Below are 17,677 nucleotides of genomic sequence, written 5' to 3'. Positions count from 1 at the left end.
TCCCGGTGGCGGCGCAGGTCGTCCCGGTGGCGGCGGTGGCGGCTACCGCGGTGGCGGTGGCGGTGCCCCCGGTGCAGGTCAGGGTGCCGGTGCACCCGCGGCCGGTGGTTTCCGTGGCCGTCCCGGTGGCGGCGGCGGTCGTCCCGGTGGTCCCGGTGGCCGTGGTGGCGCAGCGGGTGCGTTCGGTCGCCCCGGTGGCGCTCCGCGTCGTGGCCGTAAGTCGAAGCGGGCGAAGCGCGCCGAATACGAGAACATGCAGGCGCCCGCCGTCGGTGGCGTGCGGCTGCCCCGCGGCAACGGCGAGATCATCCGTCTTGCCCGCGGCGCGTCGCTGTCGGACTTCGCCGAGAAGATCGACGCGAACCCGGCTGCCCTCGTGCAGGCGCTGTTCAACCTCGGCGAGATGGTCACCGCGACCCAGTCGGTGAACGACGAGACCCTCGAGCTGCTCGGCAGCGAGATGAACTACGTCGTGCACGTCGTCAGCCCCGAGGACGAAGACCGCGAGCTGCTGGAATCGTTCGATCTCACCTACGGCGAGGACGCCGGCGGCGAGGACGACCTCGAGCAGCGTCCGCCGGTCGTGACCGTCATGGGTCACGTCGACCACGGTAAGACCCGACTGCTGGACACGATCCGTAAGGCCAACGTCCGTGAGGGCGAGGCCGGTGGCATCACCCAGCACATCGGTGCCTACCAGGTGCTGACCAACCTCAACGACGAAGAGCGCCTGATCACCTTCATCGACACCCCGGGTCACGAGGCGTTCACCGCCATGCGTGCCCGTGGTGCGAAGGCCACCGACATCGCGATCCTCGTGGTCGCGGCCGACGACGGCGTCATGCCGCAGACGGTGGAAGCGATCAACCACGCCCAGGCGGCCGACGTGCCGATCGTGGTGGCGGTCAACAAGATCGACAAGGAAGGCGCGAACCCGGACAAGATCCGGCAGCAGCTGACCGAGTACGGCCTGGTGACCGAGGAATACGGTGGCGACACCATGTTCGTCGACATCTCGGCCAAGCAGGGCACCAACATCGACGCGCTGCTCGAAGCGGTGCTGCTGACCGCGGACGCCTCGCTCGACCTGCGGGCCAACCCGGACATGGACGCCCAGGGTGTCGCCATCGAGGCGCACCTCGACCGCGGCCGTGGCCCGGTGGCCACCGTGCTCATCCAGCGCGGCACGCTGCGCGTCGGCGACTCGATCGTGGCGGGCGACGCCTACGGTCGCGTGCGCCGCATGGTCGACGAGCACGGCGACGACGTCGAGGCGGCCCTGCCGTCGCGGCCCGTCCAGGTCATCGGTTTCACCTCGGTGCCCGGCGCGGGCGACAACCTGCTCGTGGTCGACGAGGACCGGATCGCTCGCCAGATCGCCGACCGCCGCAATGCGCGCAAGCGCAACGCGCTGGCCGCGCGCAGCCGCAAGCGGATCAGCCTGGAAGATCTGGATGCCGCCCTGAAGGAGACTTCGGAGCTCAACCTGATCCTCAAGGGCGACAACTCCGGTACGGTCGAGGCCCTCGAAGAGGCCCTGCTCGGCATCGAGATCGACGACGAGGTGCGCCTGCGCGTCATCGACCGCGGTGTCGGTGGCGTCACCGAGACCAACGTCAACCTGGCGTCGGCCTCGAACGCGATCATCATCGGCTTCAACGTCCGTGCGGAGGGCAAGGCCACCGAGCTGGCCAACCGCGAGGGCGTCGACATCCGGTACTACTCGGTGATCTACCAGGCCATCGACGAGATCGAGAAGGCCCTCAAGGGCATGCTCAAGCCGATTTACGAAGAGGTCGAGCTGGGCCGGGCGGAGATCCGCGCGATCTTCCGTTCGTCGAAGGTCGGCAACATCGCCGGCTGCATGGTCCTGTCGGGTTCGGTCAAGCGCAACGCCAAGGCGCGCCTGATCCGTGACGGCCGGGTCGTCGCCGAGACGATGACCATCTCCTCGCTCAAGCGGGAGAAGGACGACGCCACCGAGGTCCGCGAAGGTTACGAGTGCGGTATGACCGTGACCTACAACGACATCAAGGACGGCGACATCATCGAGGCGTACGAGCTGCGCGAGAAGCCGCGCGACTGATCACGCACACCGTTCCACACGCCGCATCCGAAACCTCGGGTGCGGCGTGTGGTCATGCGGGCAATCCATCCATCTATCAGGAGGTGAGCACCGCTGTACATCGGTGCGCTCGAATTCGATCTACTGCTCGGTGACGTGCACTCGCTCAAGGAGAAGCGGTCGGTGATCCGGCCGATCCTCGCCGAGCTGCAGAAGCGCTTCGCCGTGAACGCCGCAGAGGCCGGCGACCAGGACTTACACCGCCGGGCACTGCTCGGGGTGGCCATGGTCAGCGCGGAAACGGCGCACCTGAACGAGGTGCTCGACAAATGTGAGCGGCACGTCGCCGCCCGTCCGGAGATAGAGTTGCTGGCAGTACGCCGCCGGATCTTCGGACCCGAAGACTAGAGGGAGGTATCGCCATGGTGGATCAAGCCAGGGCACGCCGACTCGCCAAGCGGATTTCCGCGATCGTGGCCACCGCGATCGAGTACGAGATCAAGGATCCGCGGCTGCGGTTCGTCACCGTCACCGATGCCAAGGTGACCGGCGATCTGCGCGAGGCAACGGTGTTCTACACGGTGATGGGCGAGACGCTCGACACCGAACCCGACTACGCGGCCGCCGCCGCCGGTCTGGACGCGGCCAAGGGCGTGCTCCGGTCCAAGGTGGGTGCGGGCACCGGGGTGAAGTTCACCCCGATCCTGTCGTTCACGCTGGACAAGGTGCCCGACGCGGCTCGCGAGATGGAGGAGCTGCTGGCCCGGGCTCGTGCCATCGACGACGAGGTCGCCAAGGTCGCGGCCAACGCCACGCACGCCGGTGAGGCCGACCCGTACAAGTCCGATCGCGACGACGACGGCGACGAGTAGCCCGGCATGAGCGGTCAGCGCCTGGAGGCGGTAGCTCGCGTGACCACGTCGGGCGCCCGCGCATGCCGAACGGGTACCGCATGACCGGCGCCCGTGACGCGACCGTGCCGGCCGCCGCCGTCGCCGCCCTGGCGACGGCGCGGTCGGTGACGGTGCTGTGTCACGTGCAGCCCGATGCCGACACCATCGGCAGCGGGCTGGCGCTGGCGCTGGCCCTGGAACGCAAGGGCGTGCCGGTGGTGGTGTCCTTCGCCGAACCCGCCGACCTGCCCGCCTCGCTGCGGACGCTGCCCGGCGGGCATCTGCTGGTGCCGCCCGCCGAGGTACCGCGCGAGGTCGACCTGCTGGTGGTCGTCGACTGCGGTGCGCGCAGCAGGCTCGGGGTGCTGGCCGACCGGCTGGCCGGAGCGACGACGACGCTGGTCATCGATCATCACCGGGCCAACGACGGATTCGGCACCGTCGACCTGATCGACGAGTCGGCGGCCTCGACCACGGAGCTGGTCACTCGCCTGCTCGACGCGTGGGGCATCCCGATCGACGCCCCCATCGCGCACTGCCTGTTCGCGGGGCTGGTGACCGATACCGGCTCGTTCCGCTGGGCCAGGACCGGCAGTCACGCCATGGCCGAGCGGCTGCTCGCCACCGGGATCGACGGCGCCGAGATCACCCGGGTGCTGCTCGACACCCACCCGTACGCGTGGCTGCCGATGCTGTCGAAGGTGCTGTCCACGGCGGTCGTCGTACCCTCGGCTGCCGGGGTGGGGCTGGTCTACGCGCTGGTGCGGGCCGCCGACACCCACGAGGTGGGCCCCGAAGAGGTGGAGAGCGTCATCGACGTCGTCCGCACCACCGCCGAGGCCGGGATCGCCGCCGTCTTCAAGGAGGCCCGCGGCCAGAACGACCGCTGGACCGTCTCGCTGCGCTCCCGTGATTCCGCGCCCGGCGCCGCCGACGGGGTGGATGTCGCCGCGATCGCGAGCGAGTTCGGCGGCGGTGGACATCGCTTCGCGGCCGGATACACCACCTACGGCAACGCCACCGACGTGGTGCAGGCGCTGGTCACCGCGCTCGGCTGAGCGCGGAACCGTCGCCGGGCGCGTGCTCCGGCCACATCGGGCGGGGCGGTCCGCTCGCGCGAGTTGCCCGGCCGACACCGCGCCGATCAGCCGACGGCGACGGGCTCGCGTCGCAGCCGCAGTACGAGCGGCACTCCCACCATCGTCGCGACGGCGCAGAGTCCGAACGCCGCCGCCGGCCGGTCGACGAGCAGGCCGGTGGCTCCGGCGACGACCAGGCCGCCGAGATTGCCGGTCATCCAGATGAGCCCGGCCGCGGTGCCTTCGGCGACTCCGGTGTGCCGCTCGGTCATGGTGAGCACGATCGGCAGCGCGGGCAGCAGGGTGAGGCCGATCAGCACGAAGGCCAGGAATCCGGTGGCGAGTCCGGGCGCGACGGCGACGAGCAGGCAGGCGAGCGCACTGGCCGTGAGGCCCACCATGACCGCGGGCAGTTCGACGCCGCGCCGCAGCACGGCCACCGGCACCACCGCGCATCCGACGACCCCGGCCACGACATTGACCAGCAGCACGACGCTCGCCGCGTCGGCGCTCACCCCGGCCGGTTCGAGCAGTGCCTGACCGTAGGTGGCCAGCGCGACGAAGGTGCCGAACGGGAAGAAGACCGCCGCGCACAGTCGGCGGACATAGGGGTCGCGCAGCGTCACCCGCAGCGCGGCCAGCGGCTCACCCGCCGGACGCCTCGGCGCCGCGCCCGCCGCGACCTGTCCCGGCCGCAGGACCTCGACGGTGAGCAGCAGCGCGGCCACGCTGGCGAATCCCGCGCCCACGGCGGTCAGCGTCCACAGCTGGTGTTCGGCGGGCAAGATCGCGCCGAGTACGAAGGCCGCGGCCATCCCGGCGAAGGTGCTGGCGGTGCCGACCGCGATTCCGGTCGGACGGTCCTTCTCGGCGAGGTAGTGCCCGGCGACGCCGGTGATCGCGTTGAGCACCAGCGGCTGCGCGATGGCCACAATGGTCTGACCGAGCAGTGCCATGGCGAAGCTGTCGTGCAGCAACCGCAGGTCGGCGCCGATCGCGGTGAGCACAGCGCCCGCGATCAGGGCGGGCCGGAACCAGCGGTCGAGCAGGATGCCCGCCGGGATCGCCAGCACCACGTACAGCAGCGGGAACATGTTGGCCAGCCAGCCGACCGCCGACTCCGACACGCCGAAATGGTCCGCCGCCACCGTGGTGACGGGCGCGTAGTTGAGCCAGACGACCTGGGTCGCCGCGCCCACGAGGGCGAACGCCGTGATCACGCGCCACCGCTGTACAAACGCCATCGTTGCTGTCCTGAGAGATCGGGGCGAACCGGGAGGGTCGCGCAGCGTCCGCCCTGACTGGGCGAGTGACCAGTATTGCCCGAGGTGTCGGGCACCGCGACATTTACCAGGGAATTCCCCGGGGTCGTCCGGTTTCCGCCGCGCGGGTCCGGTTCGGGGCCCGTTCCGCCGGTGGCAGGGTGCTCGTGGCGGCGCCGGGTCGTGGCGTCCGGGTATGCGAGCATCGGTGTCGTGCGCCGGATCGGGCGCCGGCGACGGGGAGGCGGAGTCTGATGTCCACGGTTGGTCCGGACGCCGAGGTGGGGCCGCGGCGGATTCTCGGGATCGCGTTGCCGACGCTCGGCGTGCTCGTGGCCGAACCGCTGTACCTGCTGTTCGACATGGCGATCGTCGGCAGGCTCGGGGCGCTGGCTTTGGCCGGGCTCGCGGTCGGCGGGGTCATCGTGGGGTCGGTCAGCACCCAGCTCACCTTCCTGTCGTACGGCACCACCGCGCGGGCGGCGCGCCGGCACGGCTCGGGAGACCGGGCGGGCGCGGTCGCGGAGGGCGTGCAGGCCAGCTGGGTGGGTGCGGCGATCGGTGTGCTCATCCTGGTGGTGGTGCAGCTGGTCGCCGGGCCGTTGTGCGCGGCGATCGCCGGTGGCGGCGAGATCGCCGACGAGGCGCTGCGCTGGGTGCGGATCGCCCTGTTCGGCGTGCCGCTGATCCTGCTGTCGATGGCGGGCAACGGCTGGATGCGGGGGGTACAGGATGTGCGCCGCCCGCTGATGTTCGTGGTGGTGGGACTGGCACTGTCGGCCGTGCTGTGCCCGGTACTGGTGTACGGGCTGTTCGGGGCGCCGCGCCTGGAGCTGGCCGGGTCGGCGGTGGCCAATGTGGTCGGCCAGCTCGTGACCGGTGGTCTGTTCGGCTACGCGCTGCTGCGCGAACGGGTCCCGCTGCGCCCGCACCCCGCCGTGATGCGGGCCCAGCTGGTCCTCGGCCGCGATCTCATCGTGCGCAGCCTGTCGTTCCAGGCGTGCTTCATCTCCGCCGCCGCCGTCGCCGCCCGCTTCGGCGCCGCCTCGGTCGCCGCCCACCAGCTGGTCCTGCAACTGTGGAATTTCCTGGCGCTGACGCTGGATTCGCTGGCCATCGCCGCGCAGACGCTCGTCGGTGCGGCGCTCGGCGCGGGCAACGCGCGGGGCGCCGAGGGCATCGCCCGCCGGGTCACGGGCTGGTCGGAGATCTTCGCCCTGGTGCTGGCCGCCGTCTTCGCCGCCGGTGCGGGGGTGATCCCGCTGCTGTTCACCGACGACGCCCAGGTCCTCGAGCGCACGCACGTCATCTGGTGGTTCTTCGTCGCGATGATCCCGGTGGCCGGCGCGGTCTTCGCGCTCGACGGTGTCCTGCTCGGCGCGGGCGACGCCGCGTTCCTGCGCACCGCCACGCTGATCGCCGCCCTGATCGGTTTCCTGCCGCTGATCTGGCTGTCGCTGGTCTTCGACTGGGGTGTCGCGGGCATCTGGTCCGGCCTGGTCGCGTTCATGCTGCTACGCCTGCTGGCCGTCGTGGCCCGCGCCCGCACCGGCCGCTGGGCACGCGTCGGCGCCGATATCCCGACCGGGGCCGCGTAGGACAGTGGCGCTCGTCACAGCGATGCCCCGGTCGGCGATGTCGCACTACCGTCGGGACGGAGGACTTCGAACCGATGATGGAGGCGAAGTAGTGCGTGGCGTGATGTCCAGGAGTATCGGTCTCCGATCGGCGGTCGTCGCCGCGGTCCTGGTTGCCGGGCTCGGAATCGGGGTTCCCGCAGCGCAAGCCGCACCTGATGGGGCCGGCGCGTTGCTCGGGCACATCGACCAGCCCGCGGGCTGGGGTGACTGGTCCCGCGCGGCGATCGTGGACTATCGCACCGAGGGGCCGACCGGCGGCCTGATCAACGGCGCCGGTCTCGTGCTGCTGCCGAACTCGCCGCCACCGGCCGGCGGCTATCCGGTCGTGGCCTGGGACCACGGCACCAGCGGTCTGGGTCCGCAGTGCGGCATCACGACGAACAAGGCGGTCCACGAGCGGCCGCTGCTGCAATCCTTCCTCGACCGCGGGTGGGCCGTGGTCGCGCCGGACTATCTCGGGCTGTCCGTCGGTTCCGACACCGTGCATCCGTACCTGCACACCCGCACCGAGGCGACGGCGACGATCGACCTGGTCCGGGCCGCCCGCGCGGCGGAGCCGGGACTGTCGGCGACCTGGGCGGTGGTCGGTGGCTCCCAGGGCGGCCACGCGGCGCTGGCCACCGGCAATCTCGCCGACGACTACGCCCCCGAGCTGGACTTCCGCGGCACCGTCGCGCTCGCGCCGGAATCCAATTTCGAGCAGATCCTGTCCCGGCTCGACCCGCGGGTGCCGAATCTGCCGATCGTGGACGAGCTGGTCGGCCCGTTCGCGGGCATCCTCGCCGGGCTGCGCGCCGCCCGCCCCGATCTGGATGTGAACGGCCTGCTCAGCTCGCGCGGCCGGGACGTCGTCGACGCGATCGCCACCAGCTGCGTCGACGATTTCGGCGCGGTGGTCGACGGCGCGTCGATCGGTGCGCTGCTGGCGCGCCCGGTGGACGCCGACGGCATCGGCGCGGCGCTGCGTGACTACATGGTGGTCCCCACGGTGGGCTACCGGCAGCCGATCCTGATCGTCCACGGCGCCGCCGACACGGTGGTCCCGTTGCCGATGACCTACACCCTGCTCGCGCAGATGCGCTCGGCGGGCACCGCCGTGGAGTTCGGCCAGTATCCGGGCGGGCATCCCGAGATCGACGCGCAGGCGCGGCCGCAGGTGCTGTCCTTCGTCGAGGGCCTGTTCCGCTCCTGAACTCGCGCATGTGCGGCAGCGCGAGATGCGTGGTCCACAATCCGCGCTGCCGCGCCACGCCTCGTAGAACACGAACACGGCCGCATCGGCGCTGCTGGATCTGCTGGTCGCCGAGGGGCGCTGACGACCGCGTGATCGGATCGGGTGAACCCGCGCAGGCGCCGGTTCGCGGGTGTGCCACTGTGGACAGGTGATTCCGAAGTTGATGGCGGTCAGTGATGTGCACGTCGGGCATCAGGGCAACAAGCCGGTGGTGGAGCAGATCCATCCGGATTCGCCGGAGGACTGGCTGATCGTCGCCGGTGACGTCGGCGAGAAGGCCGACGAGGTCCGCTGGGCGCTGGAGCTGCTGCGCGGCCGGTTCGCGAAGGTCATCTGGGTGCCGGGCAACCACGAGCTCTGGACCACGCCCAAGGACCCGGTGCAGATGCACGGCGCCGCGCGCTACGACTACCTGGTCTCGATGTGCCGCGACCTCGACGTGGTGACCCCGGAGGATCCGTACCCGGTGTGGACCGGCTCGGGCGCCGAGCAGTACGGCGGCCGCGTGACCATCGCGCCGATGTTCCTGCTCTACGACTACTCCTGGTTGCCCGCGGGCACGACCACCAAGGCGCAGGGCCTGGCCGTCGCGCGGGAACGCAATGTCGTCGCCACCGACGAGTTCCTGCTGACCCCCGACCCGTACCTCACCCGCGACGCCTGGTGCCACGCGCGCGTGCAGTACACCCAGCGCCGCCTCGACGCGCTGGGCCCGGAGGCCCCGGTGGTGCTGGTCAACCACTTCCCGCTGGTCCGCCAGCCCACCGAGATCCTGTTCTACCCCGAGTTCTCGATGTGGTGCGGCACCGACCTCACCGCCGACTGGCACACCAGCTACAACGTGGTCTGCTCGGTGTACGGGCACCTGCACATCCCGCGCACCACCTACTACGACGGCGTGCGCTTCGAAGAGGTGTCGCTGGGCTACCCGCGCGAATGGAAACGTCGCGGCATGCCCGAGCCGCTGTTGCGCCAGATCCTGCCCGAGCCCGTCTACGCCGAGGGTGACCTCAACGCCTGGGGCGGCCACTTCAGCGTCACCCCGGAAATGGAAGCCGCCGCGGCCGAGATGCGCGCCAAGGCCGACCGCCGACGCGGCGTCTGACCACTACTAGGCTGGGACCCGATGATTGACAACATTCTGCCCTCGGGCGTGGCCGCCGCCGAGTTGCTGGCGTACCCGGAGGACCTGAAGGCGCACCCCGCCGAGGAACACCTCATCGCCAAGTCGGTCGAGAAGCGTCGGCGCGACTTCATCGGCGCCCGCCACTGCGCCCGCCTCGCGCTCGAGCAACTGGGCGAGCCGCCGGTGGCCATCGGCAAGGGGGAGCGGGGCATGCCCCTGTTCCCGCGCGGTGTGGTCGGCAGCTTGACCCACTGCGACGGTTACCGCGCCGCGGCGATGGCGCACGCGCTGCGCTTCCGCTCGGTCGGTATCGACGCCGAACCGCACGGCGCGCTGCCCGAGGGCGTGCTCGAGTCGGTCAGTCTGCCCGCCGAACGGGACTGGCTGGCCACCGCGCCCGCCGACGGTCTGCACCTGGACCGCCTGCTGTTCTGCGCCAAGGAGGCCACCTACAAGGCCTGGTTCCCGCTGACGCTGCGCTGGCTCGGTTTCGAGGACGCGCACATCAGCGTCGAGATCGATTCCCGCACCGCCGATTCCGGTACGGGCACCTTCCACACGCAGCTGCTCGTGCCCGGGACGACGAACGACGGCGGCGCCCCGCTGACCTCGTTCGACGGCCGCTGGATGATCGCCGACGGGCTGATCCTGACCGCGATCGCGCACGGCTGATGGCCGCGCGCACCCCCGCGGTCGACCAGCTCGGCGGCCTGGTCATCGTCGACAAGGACGGCGGCTGGACCAGCCACGATGTCGTCGCGCGCAGCCGGAAGCTGTTGCGCACCAAGAAGGTCGGGCACGCGGGCACGCTCGATCCGATGGCCACCGGCGTGCTCGTACTCGGCGTGGAACGGGCGACCAAGCTGCTCGGCCAGCTGATCCTGACCACCAAGGCCTACACCGCGACCATCCGGCTCGGCCAGGCCACGATCACCGACGACGCCGAGGGCGAGGTCACCGCGACCACCCCGGCGCTGCACGTCACCGACGCCGAGATCGCGGCCGGTGTCGCGGCGCTGACCGGCGACATCGAACAGGTCCCGGCCACGGTGAGCGCCATCAAGGTCGACGGCGAGCGCGCCTACGCCCGCGCCCGCGCCGGGGAGGACGTGCAGCTCGCGGCCCGTCCGGTGACGGTGTCGCGCTTCGAGGTGCTGGCCCGCCGCGATGTCGCCGACGGCGAATTCGTCGATCTGGACGTCGAAGTCGAGTGCTCCTCGGGCACCTACATCCGCGCCCTGGCCCGCGACCTCGGCGCCGCCCTCGGCGTCGGCGGGCATCTGACGGCGTTGCGTCGCACCAGAGTCGGCCCGTTCACCCTCGAACACGCCCGCACCCTGGAGCAACTGGCCGCCGCCGCGGCGGCCGAACAGCCCCTGCTCAGCCTCGACATCGACACCGCGGTCCGCACCGCGTTCCCGCACCGCGACATCGACGAGTCCCAGGCGAACGACCTGCGCAACGGCCGCTGGCTCGAGCCGATCGGGATCAAAGGCGTGTACGCGGCCATCGATCCGTCGGGCAAGGCCATCGCCTTGCTCGAGGAGAGCGGCAAGCGCGCGGCCTCGGTGATGGTGGTCCGTCCCCAGGGCATCGGCGACTGAGACGAATGGTCGTGCGCCGCGTGGTGTTCGGCGGATTCCCGCGGGCCGATGTCTGCGTCGCCGGACATCGTCGTTCGCGCCTACGTAGAGTGGCGGTGACGGTCGGCGTACGGATGTCGCCGATCGCGGGGAAGGGTAGCGCGATGAGTACAGAGCCGGTCGACACGTTCACGCTGTGGGACCGCGACGGGGACGGGCTGGTGTCGGTGGACGACATCGCCGCCGGAATCCGTTCCGCCGGTATCGAGGTCGACCGCGCGGCGATCGAACGACTGGTCGCCGCCGCCGACACCGACGGCGACTTCCTGGTCTCCCGTGCCGAATTCGACGCCGCCGTGGTCGAGGGCCGTATCGAGGTGACCGACGCCGACGCGGCGTTCCGGGTCTTCGACGTCAACGGCGACGGCCGCATCTCGGTGAGCGAACTGGACGCACTGATCCGCCACGTCGGCGGCGGCCGCATCGAGGAACCGGCCGCGGACCTCCTCGCCGCGGCCGACCAGGACGGCGACGGCTACCTCTCGCTCGCGGAATTCCGTGTCCTGCTGGACTTCCTGTCCCGCTGAGCACGCCGCCGTGGTGTCAGGGCCACTGGACGGTGGTTAACGCCACCGCCCTTCGTCGCGATAGCCAGGACGAATAGCTCTCGGCTACGGAGGGGTGGGCCATGGCTGCACGAGGGAAGACCTGGATCGGCGTCGTCGTCGGGGGGACGCTGCTGCTCGCGGGATGCGGCGGTGGTGGTGATCCGCAGGGGTCGGGGGCGTCGAGTTCGGTCCGGCCGAGTACGGCAACCAGCACCTCCCGGCCGCCGGTGATCATCCCGCCGAGCGCGGCACCGGTGACGAGCGCGCCGGTCGCTACCTCCACCGCGCCCACAGCCACCCGCACTACTCCGGCGCCGGTGCCCGGGACCGGAACCGTCGTCCTGCGCACGGCGACGCTGTCCGGTGTTCCGGTTCCCGGTGTCCCCGTGCGTCTTTCGCTTCAGCAGCCGTGCGACCCGGCCGGTCGCGACATCCCCGTCGGCGAGACCACCGAAACGCAACGCCAGGACGGTGTCACCGACGCCGCCGGCGTGGCCGTCTTCACCGCCGTGACGGGCTGCTACCACTTCGGGATGACGGCCCCGGCGGGCACCGATCCGGTTCCCGAGGGCATGCACTCGCTCTTCCTCGTCGACGCCGGCGCGACCGTCACCGGGAACCTGCGCTTCCAGGACACTGCACCGGCGCCCGCCTGCGCCGAAGCCACCGTCGAGACCGAACTCGGGGTCGACCCCGTGCCCGCCGCCACCATCTCCCACTGCGACGGCCGCTGGGCCGTCGTCTCCTGGAACAGCCCCGGCGACAACCAGCGCATCATCACCCGCGCCCCCGGGACCTGGACGACCTATGTCCGGTTCCCGCACGACACGTGCTGGGCCGAGGCCACCGCCGCCGGCGTCCCGGATACGCTGCGGTCCTACTTCAGCTGCTAGGCGGTCAGCCAGATGGCTTCGGCGGCAAGGGTGCCCAGTTCGGTCGGGGTGTCGGCGGCGGCGATGCGGACCGCGATGGTGCCGGCGAAATCGCGGCGCTCCTCGACCGCGATCACGGTGTCGAGGGCGATGCCGACCGAGTCGAAGTAGCGCAGCATGGCGGGGTCGGAGTCGGAGATGCGGGCGACGCGGCCGGATTCGCCCGCGGCGAAGTCGGACAGGCGCCGGGCCGGGGGCGTGGGGACCGCGCCGTCGACGGACGGGATGGGGTCGCCGTGCGGATCGCGATCGGGGTGGCCGAGTTTGGCGTCGATGCGCGACATCAGCAGTTCCGAGACCGCGTGCTCGAGCACTTCGGCCTCGTCGTGGACCTCGTCCCAGCCGTACCCGAGCTCGTTCACCAGGAACGTCTCGATCAGCCGGTGCCTGCGCACCATGGCGACGGCGGCGCGCCGGCCGTGCTCGGTGAGGGTGATCGAGCCATAGCGGGCGTGCTCGACCAGACCCTGATCGGAGAGCTTGCGGACCGCCTCGGACACCGTCGAGGCCGACACGCCGATCCGCTCGGCGAGCAGCTTGGTCGAGACCTTCTCCTGTGACCACTCCTGGGCGGTCCAGATGACTTTCAGATAGTCCTGCGCCACTGCGGACAATTCGGGCGCGAGCGTCGCGGTGGCAGCGAGTTCGGCCTGTTCACCGGGCGCTGTCGACGCTCGGCGGGTAGCGACATCTCGTTTACCTGGCACATCATTGATGTTAGGCATCCCTGGCCCGAATGACACATCGGCGGACCGGCACGGCGCCGGCGAATAACGTTGCGTAGGCTTCGCTCTGTGCAGAGATGGCGAAGTCTCGACGATGTGCCCGCCGACTGGGGGCGCTGCGTCCTCACGATCGGCGTGTTCGACGGCGTGCATCGCGGGCACGCGCAGCTGATCAGCCGCGCGGTGGCCGCGGCGAAGAAGCGTGATGTTCCCTCGGTTCTGATGACCTTCGATCCGCATCCGATGGAAGTGGTCCGGCCCGGTTCCCATCCCGCCCAGCTCACCACCCTGACCCGGCGGGCCGAGCTCGCTGAGGAACTCGGGATCGACGTGTTCTGCGTGATGCCCTTCACCCAGGAGTTCATGAAGCTCACCCCGGCCGGGTACGTGCACGATCTGCTGGTCGAGCGGCTGCACGTCACCGAGGTCGTCGTCGGCGACAACTTCACCTTCGGCAAGAAGGCCGCGGGCACCGTCGACACCATGCGCGAGCTGGGCGCCCGCTTCGGCTTCGAGGTCGACGGGGTCACCCTGCTCGGCGAGCACGCCGTCACCTTCTCCTCCACTTACATCCGCGCCTGCGTCGACGCGGGCGACATGGCGGCCGCCGCCGAGGCGCTCGGCCGTCCGCATCGGGTCGAGGGCGTCGTCGTGCACGGTGACGGGCGCGGTCGCGGGCTCGGTTTCCCGACCGCCAACGTCGCCCCGCCGATGCACGCGGCGATCCCGGCCGACGGCGTGTACGCGGGCTGGTTCACCGTGCTCGGCCCCGGCCCGACCATCGGCACGGTCGAGCCCGGTGCGCGCGCGATGGCCGCCATCTCGGTCGGCACGAATCCCACCTTCTCCGGCCGTTCGCGCACCGTGGAGGCCTTCGTCCTCGACGGCGAGGCCGATCTGTACGGCCAGCACGTGGCGGTCGACTTCGTCGAGCAACTGCGCGGGATGCGCAAGTTCGACACCATCGACGACCTGGTCGAGGCCATGGGCCGCGATGTCGAGAACGCGCGCAAGGTACTCACCGCCGCCGACGCCTGAGGCCGGTGCGGCCCGCGCCCGAGCGCTCCGGTACAGTCGATCCTCGGGTTTGCTGCGGTCCGCGGTGGCGCCCATTCCGGGTAACCGGGACTTCGAGCGCGGAACTGAGAAAGAGGAGTCGATGCCGCATGGCGCTGACCACTGAGCAGAAGTCGGCCATTCTGGCCGAGTACGGCCTGCACGAGAAGGACACCGGTTCGCCGGAGGCGCAGATCGCGCTGCTGTCGAAGCGGATCTCGGACCTGACCGAGCACCTCAAGCAGCACAAGCACGATCACCACACCCGGCACGGCCTGCTGGCCCTGATCGGTCGTCGTCGTCGCCTGTCGAAGTACCTGCAGGCCAAGGACATCGAGCGCTACCGTTCGCTCATCGAGCGTCTCGGCCTGCGCCGCTGATCTGCTTCGACACGCCTCCTCGCTGAGGCGGTCGGCGAGTAGCCAATGGGAAGAAGTACACTTCTTCTCGTTGGCTATTCGTGTATTCGGCGACCATCGGGTTTCCGCGTGCACTACAACATGTGACAGCCGTGTGCATCCGTCCGCGTGGCGTCGGTCTTCGGTAGTGGCCTTTCGGCAGGCGTTTTTCCCGCCGCCGTCGGGCTTCGATCGATGACCGCCTCCGCGTCGCCGCTTCCAAGGGGATCCGGCCGGGTGCTGCGCGTGGCAGCCAGGAGGGTTTCCACGTGTCCGTGTCCGGTACGGCTGACGAAATAGCTGGTTCGCGCCCACATGGTGCTGCGCTCCGGCGAGACGAGAGGTCGAGAGAAGAAAAATGACGCAGACAACTGAACGTGCTTCGACTGCGGTCGAGGTCGAGCCCGGTGTTTTCGAGTCGGTCGCGCTGATCGACAACGGTAGCTTCGGCACCCGCACCATCCGCTTCGAGACGGGCCGTCTGGCCAAGCAGGCCGCCGGATCCGTCGTCGCCTACCTGGACGACGAGACCATGCTGCTGTCGGCGACCACCGCCGGCAAGCACCCCAAGGACCAGTTCGACTTCTTCCCGCTGACGGTCGACGTCGAAGAGCGCATGTACGCCGCGGGCCGCATCCCCGGCTCGTTCTTCCGTCGCGAGGGCCGCCCCTCCACCGACGCGATCCTGACCTGTCGCCTGATCGACCGTCCGCTGCGCCCGTCGTTCGTCGACGGCCTGCGCAACGAGATCCAGGTCGTGGTCACCGTGCTGAGCCTGGACCCGCAGGATCTCTACGACGTGGTGGCCATCAACGCCGCCTCGGCGTCCACCCAGATCTCCGGTCTGCCGTTCTCCGGCCCGGTCGGCGGCGTGCGCGTCGCCCTGATCGGTGATCAGTGGGTCGCGTTCCCGACCGTCGAGCAGCTCGAGGGCGCCGTGTTCGACATGGTCGTCGCGGGCCGGGTCACCGAGTCCGGTGACGTCGCCATCATGATGGTCGAGGCCGAGGCCACCGACAAGGTCATCGCGCTGATCTCCGACGGCGCGCAGGCGCCCACCGAGGCCGTCGTGGCCCAGGGCCTCGAGGCCGCCAAGCCGTTCATCGCCCGCCTGTGCCGCGCGCAGTCGGACCTGGCGACCCTGGCCGCCAAGCCCACCGAGGAGTTCCCGCTCTTCCCGCCGTACGCCGCCGACGTGTTCGAGGCCGTCGAGGGCACCGCCAAGCGTGAGCTGAACGAGGCGCTGAGCATCGCCGACAAGCAGGCCCGCGAGGCCAAGATCGACGAGATCAAGCTCGACGTGCTCTCGCGTCTGGGCGAGGACTTCACCGGCCGGGAGAAGGAGCTGGGCGCCGCGTTCCGCTCGGTCACCAAGAAGCTGGTGCGCCAGCGCATCCTGACCGATGGCTTCCGCATCGACGGCCGTGGTCTGGCCGACATCCGCGCGCTGTCCGCCGAGGTCGCCGTGATCCCGCGCGCCCACGGTTCGGCGCTGTTCGAGCGTGGCGAGACCCAGATCATGGGCGTCACCACCCTGGACATGGTGAAGATGGCCCAGCAGGTCGACTCGCTCGGCCCGGAGACCTCCAAGCGCTACATGCACCACTACAACTTCCCGCCGTTCTCCACCGGCGAGACCGGCCGCGTCGGTTCGCCGAAGCGTCGCGAGATCGGCCACGGCGCGCTCGCCGAGCGTGCGCTGATGCCGGTGCTGCCCTCGCAGGAGGAGTTCCCCTACGCCATCCGTCAGGTCTCGGAGGCGCTGGGCTCCAACGGTTCCACCTCGATGGGTTCGGTGTGTGCCTCGACCCTGTCGCTGCTGAACGCCGGTGTGCCGCTGAAGGCGCCGGTCGCCGGTATCGCCATGGGCCTGGTGTCGGACACCGTCACCAACGACAAGGGTGAGGACGAGGTCCGCTACGTCGCGCTGACCGACATCCTCGGCGCCGAGGACGCCTTCGGCGACATGGACTTCAAGGTCGCCGGTACCCGTGACTTCGTCACCGCCCTGCAGCTGGACACCAAGCTCGACGGCATCCCCTCGCAGGTGCTGGCCGGTGCGCTGAACCAGGCGCACGACGCCCGCACCACCATCCTGGACGTGATGGCCGAGGCCATCGCCACCCCGGACGAGATGAGCCCGTACGCCCCGCGCGTCACCGCGATCAAGATCCCGGTCGACAAGATCGGTGAGGTCATCGGGCCCAAGGGCAAGATGATCAACCAGATCACCGAGGACACCGGCGCCAACATCTCCATCGAGGATGACGGCACCGTGTTCGTCGGTGCGACCGACGGGCCGTCGGCGCAGGCCGCGATCGACGCGATCAACGCGATCGCGAACCCGCAGCTGCCGAAGGTCGGCGAGCGTTTCCTGGGCACGGTCGTCAAGACCACCGCCTTCGGCGCGTTCGTCTCGCTGCTGCCGGGCCGCGACGGCCTGGTGCACATCTCCAAGCTGGGCAACGGCAAGCGCGTCGCCAAGGTCGAGGACGTGGTCAACGTCGGCGACAAGCTGCGCGTGGAGATCGCCGACATCGACAACCGCGGCAAGATCTCGCTGGTCCCCGTCGAAGACGAGGCCCCGGCCGCCGAGGCCGCCCCGGCCGAGGACACCGCCGCGGAGTAAGCGCGCCGGTAGCTTCACCGATCACCGAAACCCCTCGCCGGTTCACCCCGGCGGGGGGTTTCGTCGTGTCGGGGGACGACGCGTTCCAGGAAAAGTGGTGTGAATCACTGCGATGCAACGTTGATGCAACGTTGTTTCACATAGTGTTGCCCGACACAGTGCGAACCTGTGCCGACAGCCGCCACATCGCCCGCACGGGCGATCGGGCGAGAGCTGTCCCCTCGGCGTATGCGGTCGAATTGCTGGACCGTTCTCAGCGCCGGAATTCGCGGCCCCGGACCGAGATTTTGACGGAATCTGGTCCGGTTTATTATCGGACCGAATACGCTTCTCTCGTCTGCGGGCGCGGGTGTCAGGTGTCGGGGTTGACGATGGAGGTCGGGAGATAACCGAGTCATAGCTGGTTGCATGGCGGCGAGCCGGCGGGTCGCGATCGTGTCATAGCCG

The 17,677-nt window shown here is 70.1% G+C and carries 16 protein-coding genes; 14 read left to right on the top strand and 2 right to left on the bottom strand.

Annotated elements, in window-relative coordinates; translation table 11 throughout:
- The 4 genes from infB to V8688_RS19315 form a co-directional block, all read left to right on the top strand.
- Positions 1-2,086, top strand: a 2,086-nt coding sequence (gene infB / locus V8688_RS19330; protein WP_342801400.1) for a translation initiation factor IF-2, incomplete at its 5' end; no start/stop codon positions are given.
- A 93-nt stretch (positions 2,087-2,179) separates the two neighbouring features.
- A complete protein-coding gene (locus tag V8688_RS19325) occupies positions 2,180-2,473 on the top strand; it encodes a DUF503 domain-containing protein (protein ID WP_218717795.1) in 294 nt (97 codons plus the stop codon).
- A 14-nt stretch (positions 2,474-2,487) separates the two neighbouring features.
- Positions 2,488-2,937 carry a 30S ribosome-binding factor RbfA gene (rbfA, locus tag V8688_RS19320; protein ID WP_218717763.1) on the top strand — a complete coding sequence of 150 codons (450 nt, stop codon included), beginning with the start codon at positions 2,488-2,490 and terminating at the stop codon, positions 2,935-2,937.
- An 80-nt stretch (positions 2,938-3,017) separates the two neighbouring features.
- Positions 3,018-4,016: a bifunctional oligoribonuclease/PAP phosphatase NrnA gene (locus tag V8688_RS19315; RefSeq protein ID WP_342801399.1), complete on the top strand. Its 999-nt coding sequence runs from the start codon at positions 3,018-3,020 to the stop codon at positions 4,014-4,016.
- Between the two features lie 86 nt (positions 4,017-4,102).
- On the opposite strand, the gene V8688_RS19310 is transcribed toward V8688_RS19315, so the two are convergent.
- Complete coding sequence (locus V8688_RS19310) at positions 4,103-5,281, bottom strand: MFS transporter (protein WP_342801398.1); 1,179 nt, start codon at positions 5,279-5,281, stop codon at positions 4,103-4,105.
- Between the two features lie 272 nt (positions 5,282-5,553).
- Here V8688_RS19310 and V8688_RS19305 point away from each other — a divergent pair, with 272 nt between their 5' ends.
- The 7 genes from V8688_RS19305 (at position 5,554) to V8688_RS19275 (ending at position 12,383) form a co-directional block, all read left to right on the top strand.
- Entirely contained in the window at positions 5,554-6,897 is a 1,344-nt protein-coding gene (locus tag V8688_RS19305; protein ID WP_342801397.1) for an MATE family efflux transporter, read from the top strand.
- Positions 6,898-7,000: 103 nt separating this feature from the next.
- Positions 7,001-8,131 (top strand): lipase family protein, encoded by a 1,131-nt coding sequence (locus tag V8688_RS19300; RefSeq protein ID WP_218717766.1) that lies wholly within the window; start codon positions 7,001-7,003, stop codon positions 8,129-8,131.
- Positions 8,132-8,321: 190 nt separating this feature from the next.
- Complete coding sequence (locus V8688_RS19295) at positions 8,322-9,278, top strand: metallophosphoesterase (RefSeq protein ID WP_218717767.1); 957 nt, start codon at positions 8,322-8,324, stop codon at positions 9,276-9,278.
- 21 nt (positions 9,279-9,299) lie between these two features.
- Complete coding sequence (npt, locus tag V8688_RS19290) at positions 9,300-9,971, top strand: 4'-phosphopantetheinyl transferase Npt (RefSeq protein ID WP_218717768.1); 672 nt, start codon at positions 9,300-9,302, stop codon at positions 9,969-9,971.
- Positions 9,971-10,903, top strand: coding sequence for a tRNA pseudouridine(55) synthase TruB (truB, locus tag V8688_RS19285; protein ID WP_342801396.1), 933 nt, complete (start codon positions 9,971-9,973; stop codon positions 10,901-10,903). Before npt ends, truB begins: the two co-directional genes overlap by 1 nt.
- 143 nt (positions 10,904-11,046) lie before the next feature.
- Positions 11,047-11,469 (top strand): EF-hand domain-containing protein, encoded by a 423-nt coding sequence (locus V8688_RS19280; RefSeq protein ID WP_218717770.1) that lies wholly within the window; start codon positions 11,047-11,049, stop codon positions 11,467-11,469.
- Between the two features lie 101 nt (positions 11,470-11,570).
- Complete coding sequence (locus V8688_RS19275; RefSeq protein WP_342801395.1) at positions 11,571-12,383, top strand: hypothetical protein; 813 nt, start codon at positions 11,571-11,573, stop codon at positions 12,381-12,383.
- On the opposite strand, the gene V8688_RS19270 is transcribed toward V8688_RS19275, so the two are convergent.
- Positions 12,380-13,147, bottom strand: a complete 768-nt coding sequence (locus tag V8688_RS19270) for a metal-dependent transcriptional regulator (protein ID WP_255587519.1) — start codon at positions 13,145-13,147, stop codon at positions 12,380-12,382. The genes V8688_RS19275 and V8688_RS19270 overlap by 4 nt on opposite strands.
- Positions 13,148-13,216: 69 nt before the next feature.
- Between V8688_RS19270 and V8688_RS19265 the strand changes: the two genes are divergently transcribed.
- The 3 genes from V8688_RS19265 (at position 13,217) to V8688_RS19255 (ending at position 17,230) form a co-directional block, all read left to right on the top strand.
- Positions 13,217-14,185, top strand: coding sequence for a bifunctional riboflavin kinase/FAD synthetase (locus V8688_RS19265; protein WP_218717772.1), 969 nt, complete (start codon positions 13,217-13,219; stop codon positions 14,183-14,185).
- 128 nt (positions 14,186-14,313) lie between these two features.
- Positions 14,314-14,583 carry a 30S ribosomal protein S15 gene (rpsO, locus tag V8688_RS19260; RefSeq protein ID WP_019048089.1) on the top strand — a complete coding sequence of 90 codons (270 nt, stop codon included), beginning with the start codon at positions 14,314-14,316 and terminating at the stop codon, positions 14,581-14,583.
- A gap of 376 nt (positions 14,584-14,959) precedes the next feature.
- A complete protein-coding gene (locus tag V8688_RS19255) occupies positions 14,960-17,230 on the top strand; it encodes a polyribonucleotide nucleotidyltransferase (protein ID WP_218717773.1) in 2,271 nt (756 codons plus the stop codon).
- Positions 17,231-17,677: the final 447 nt, after the last annotated feature.

Source organism: Nocardia sp. No.11 (assembly GCF_038752175.1).
GTDB lineage: Bacteria > Actinomycetota > Actinomycetes > Mycobacteriales > Mycobacteriaceae > Nocardia > Nocardia canadensis.
This window is presented reverse-complemented; position numbering and strand designations above follow the sequence as displayed.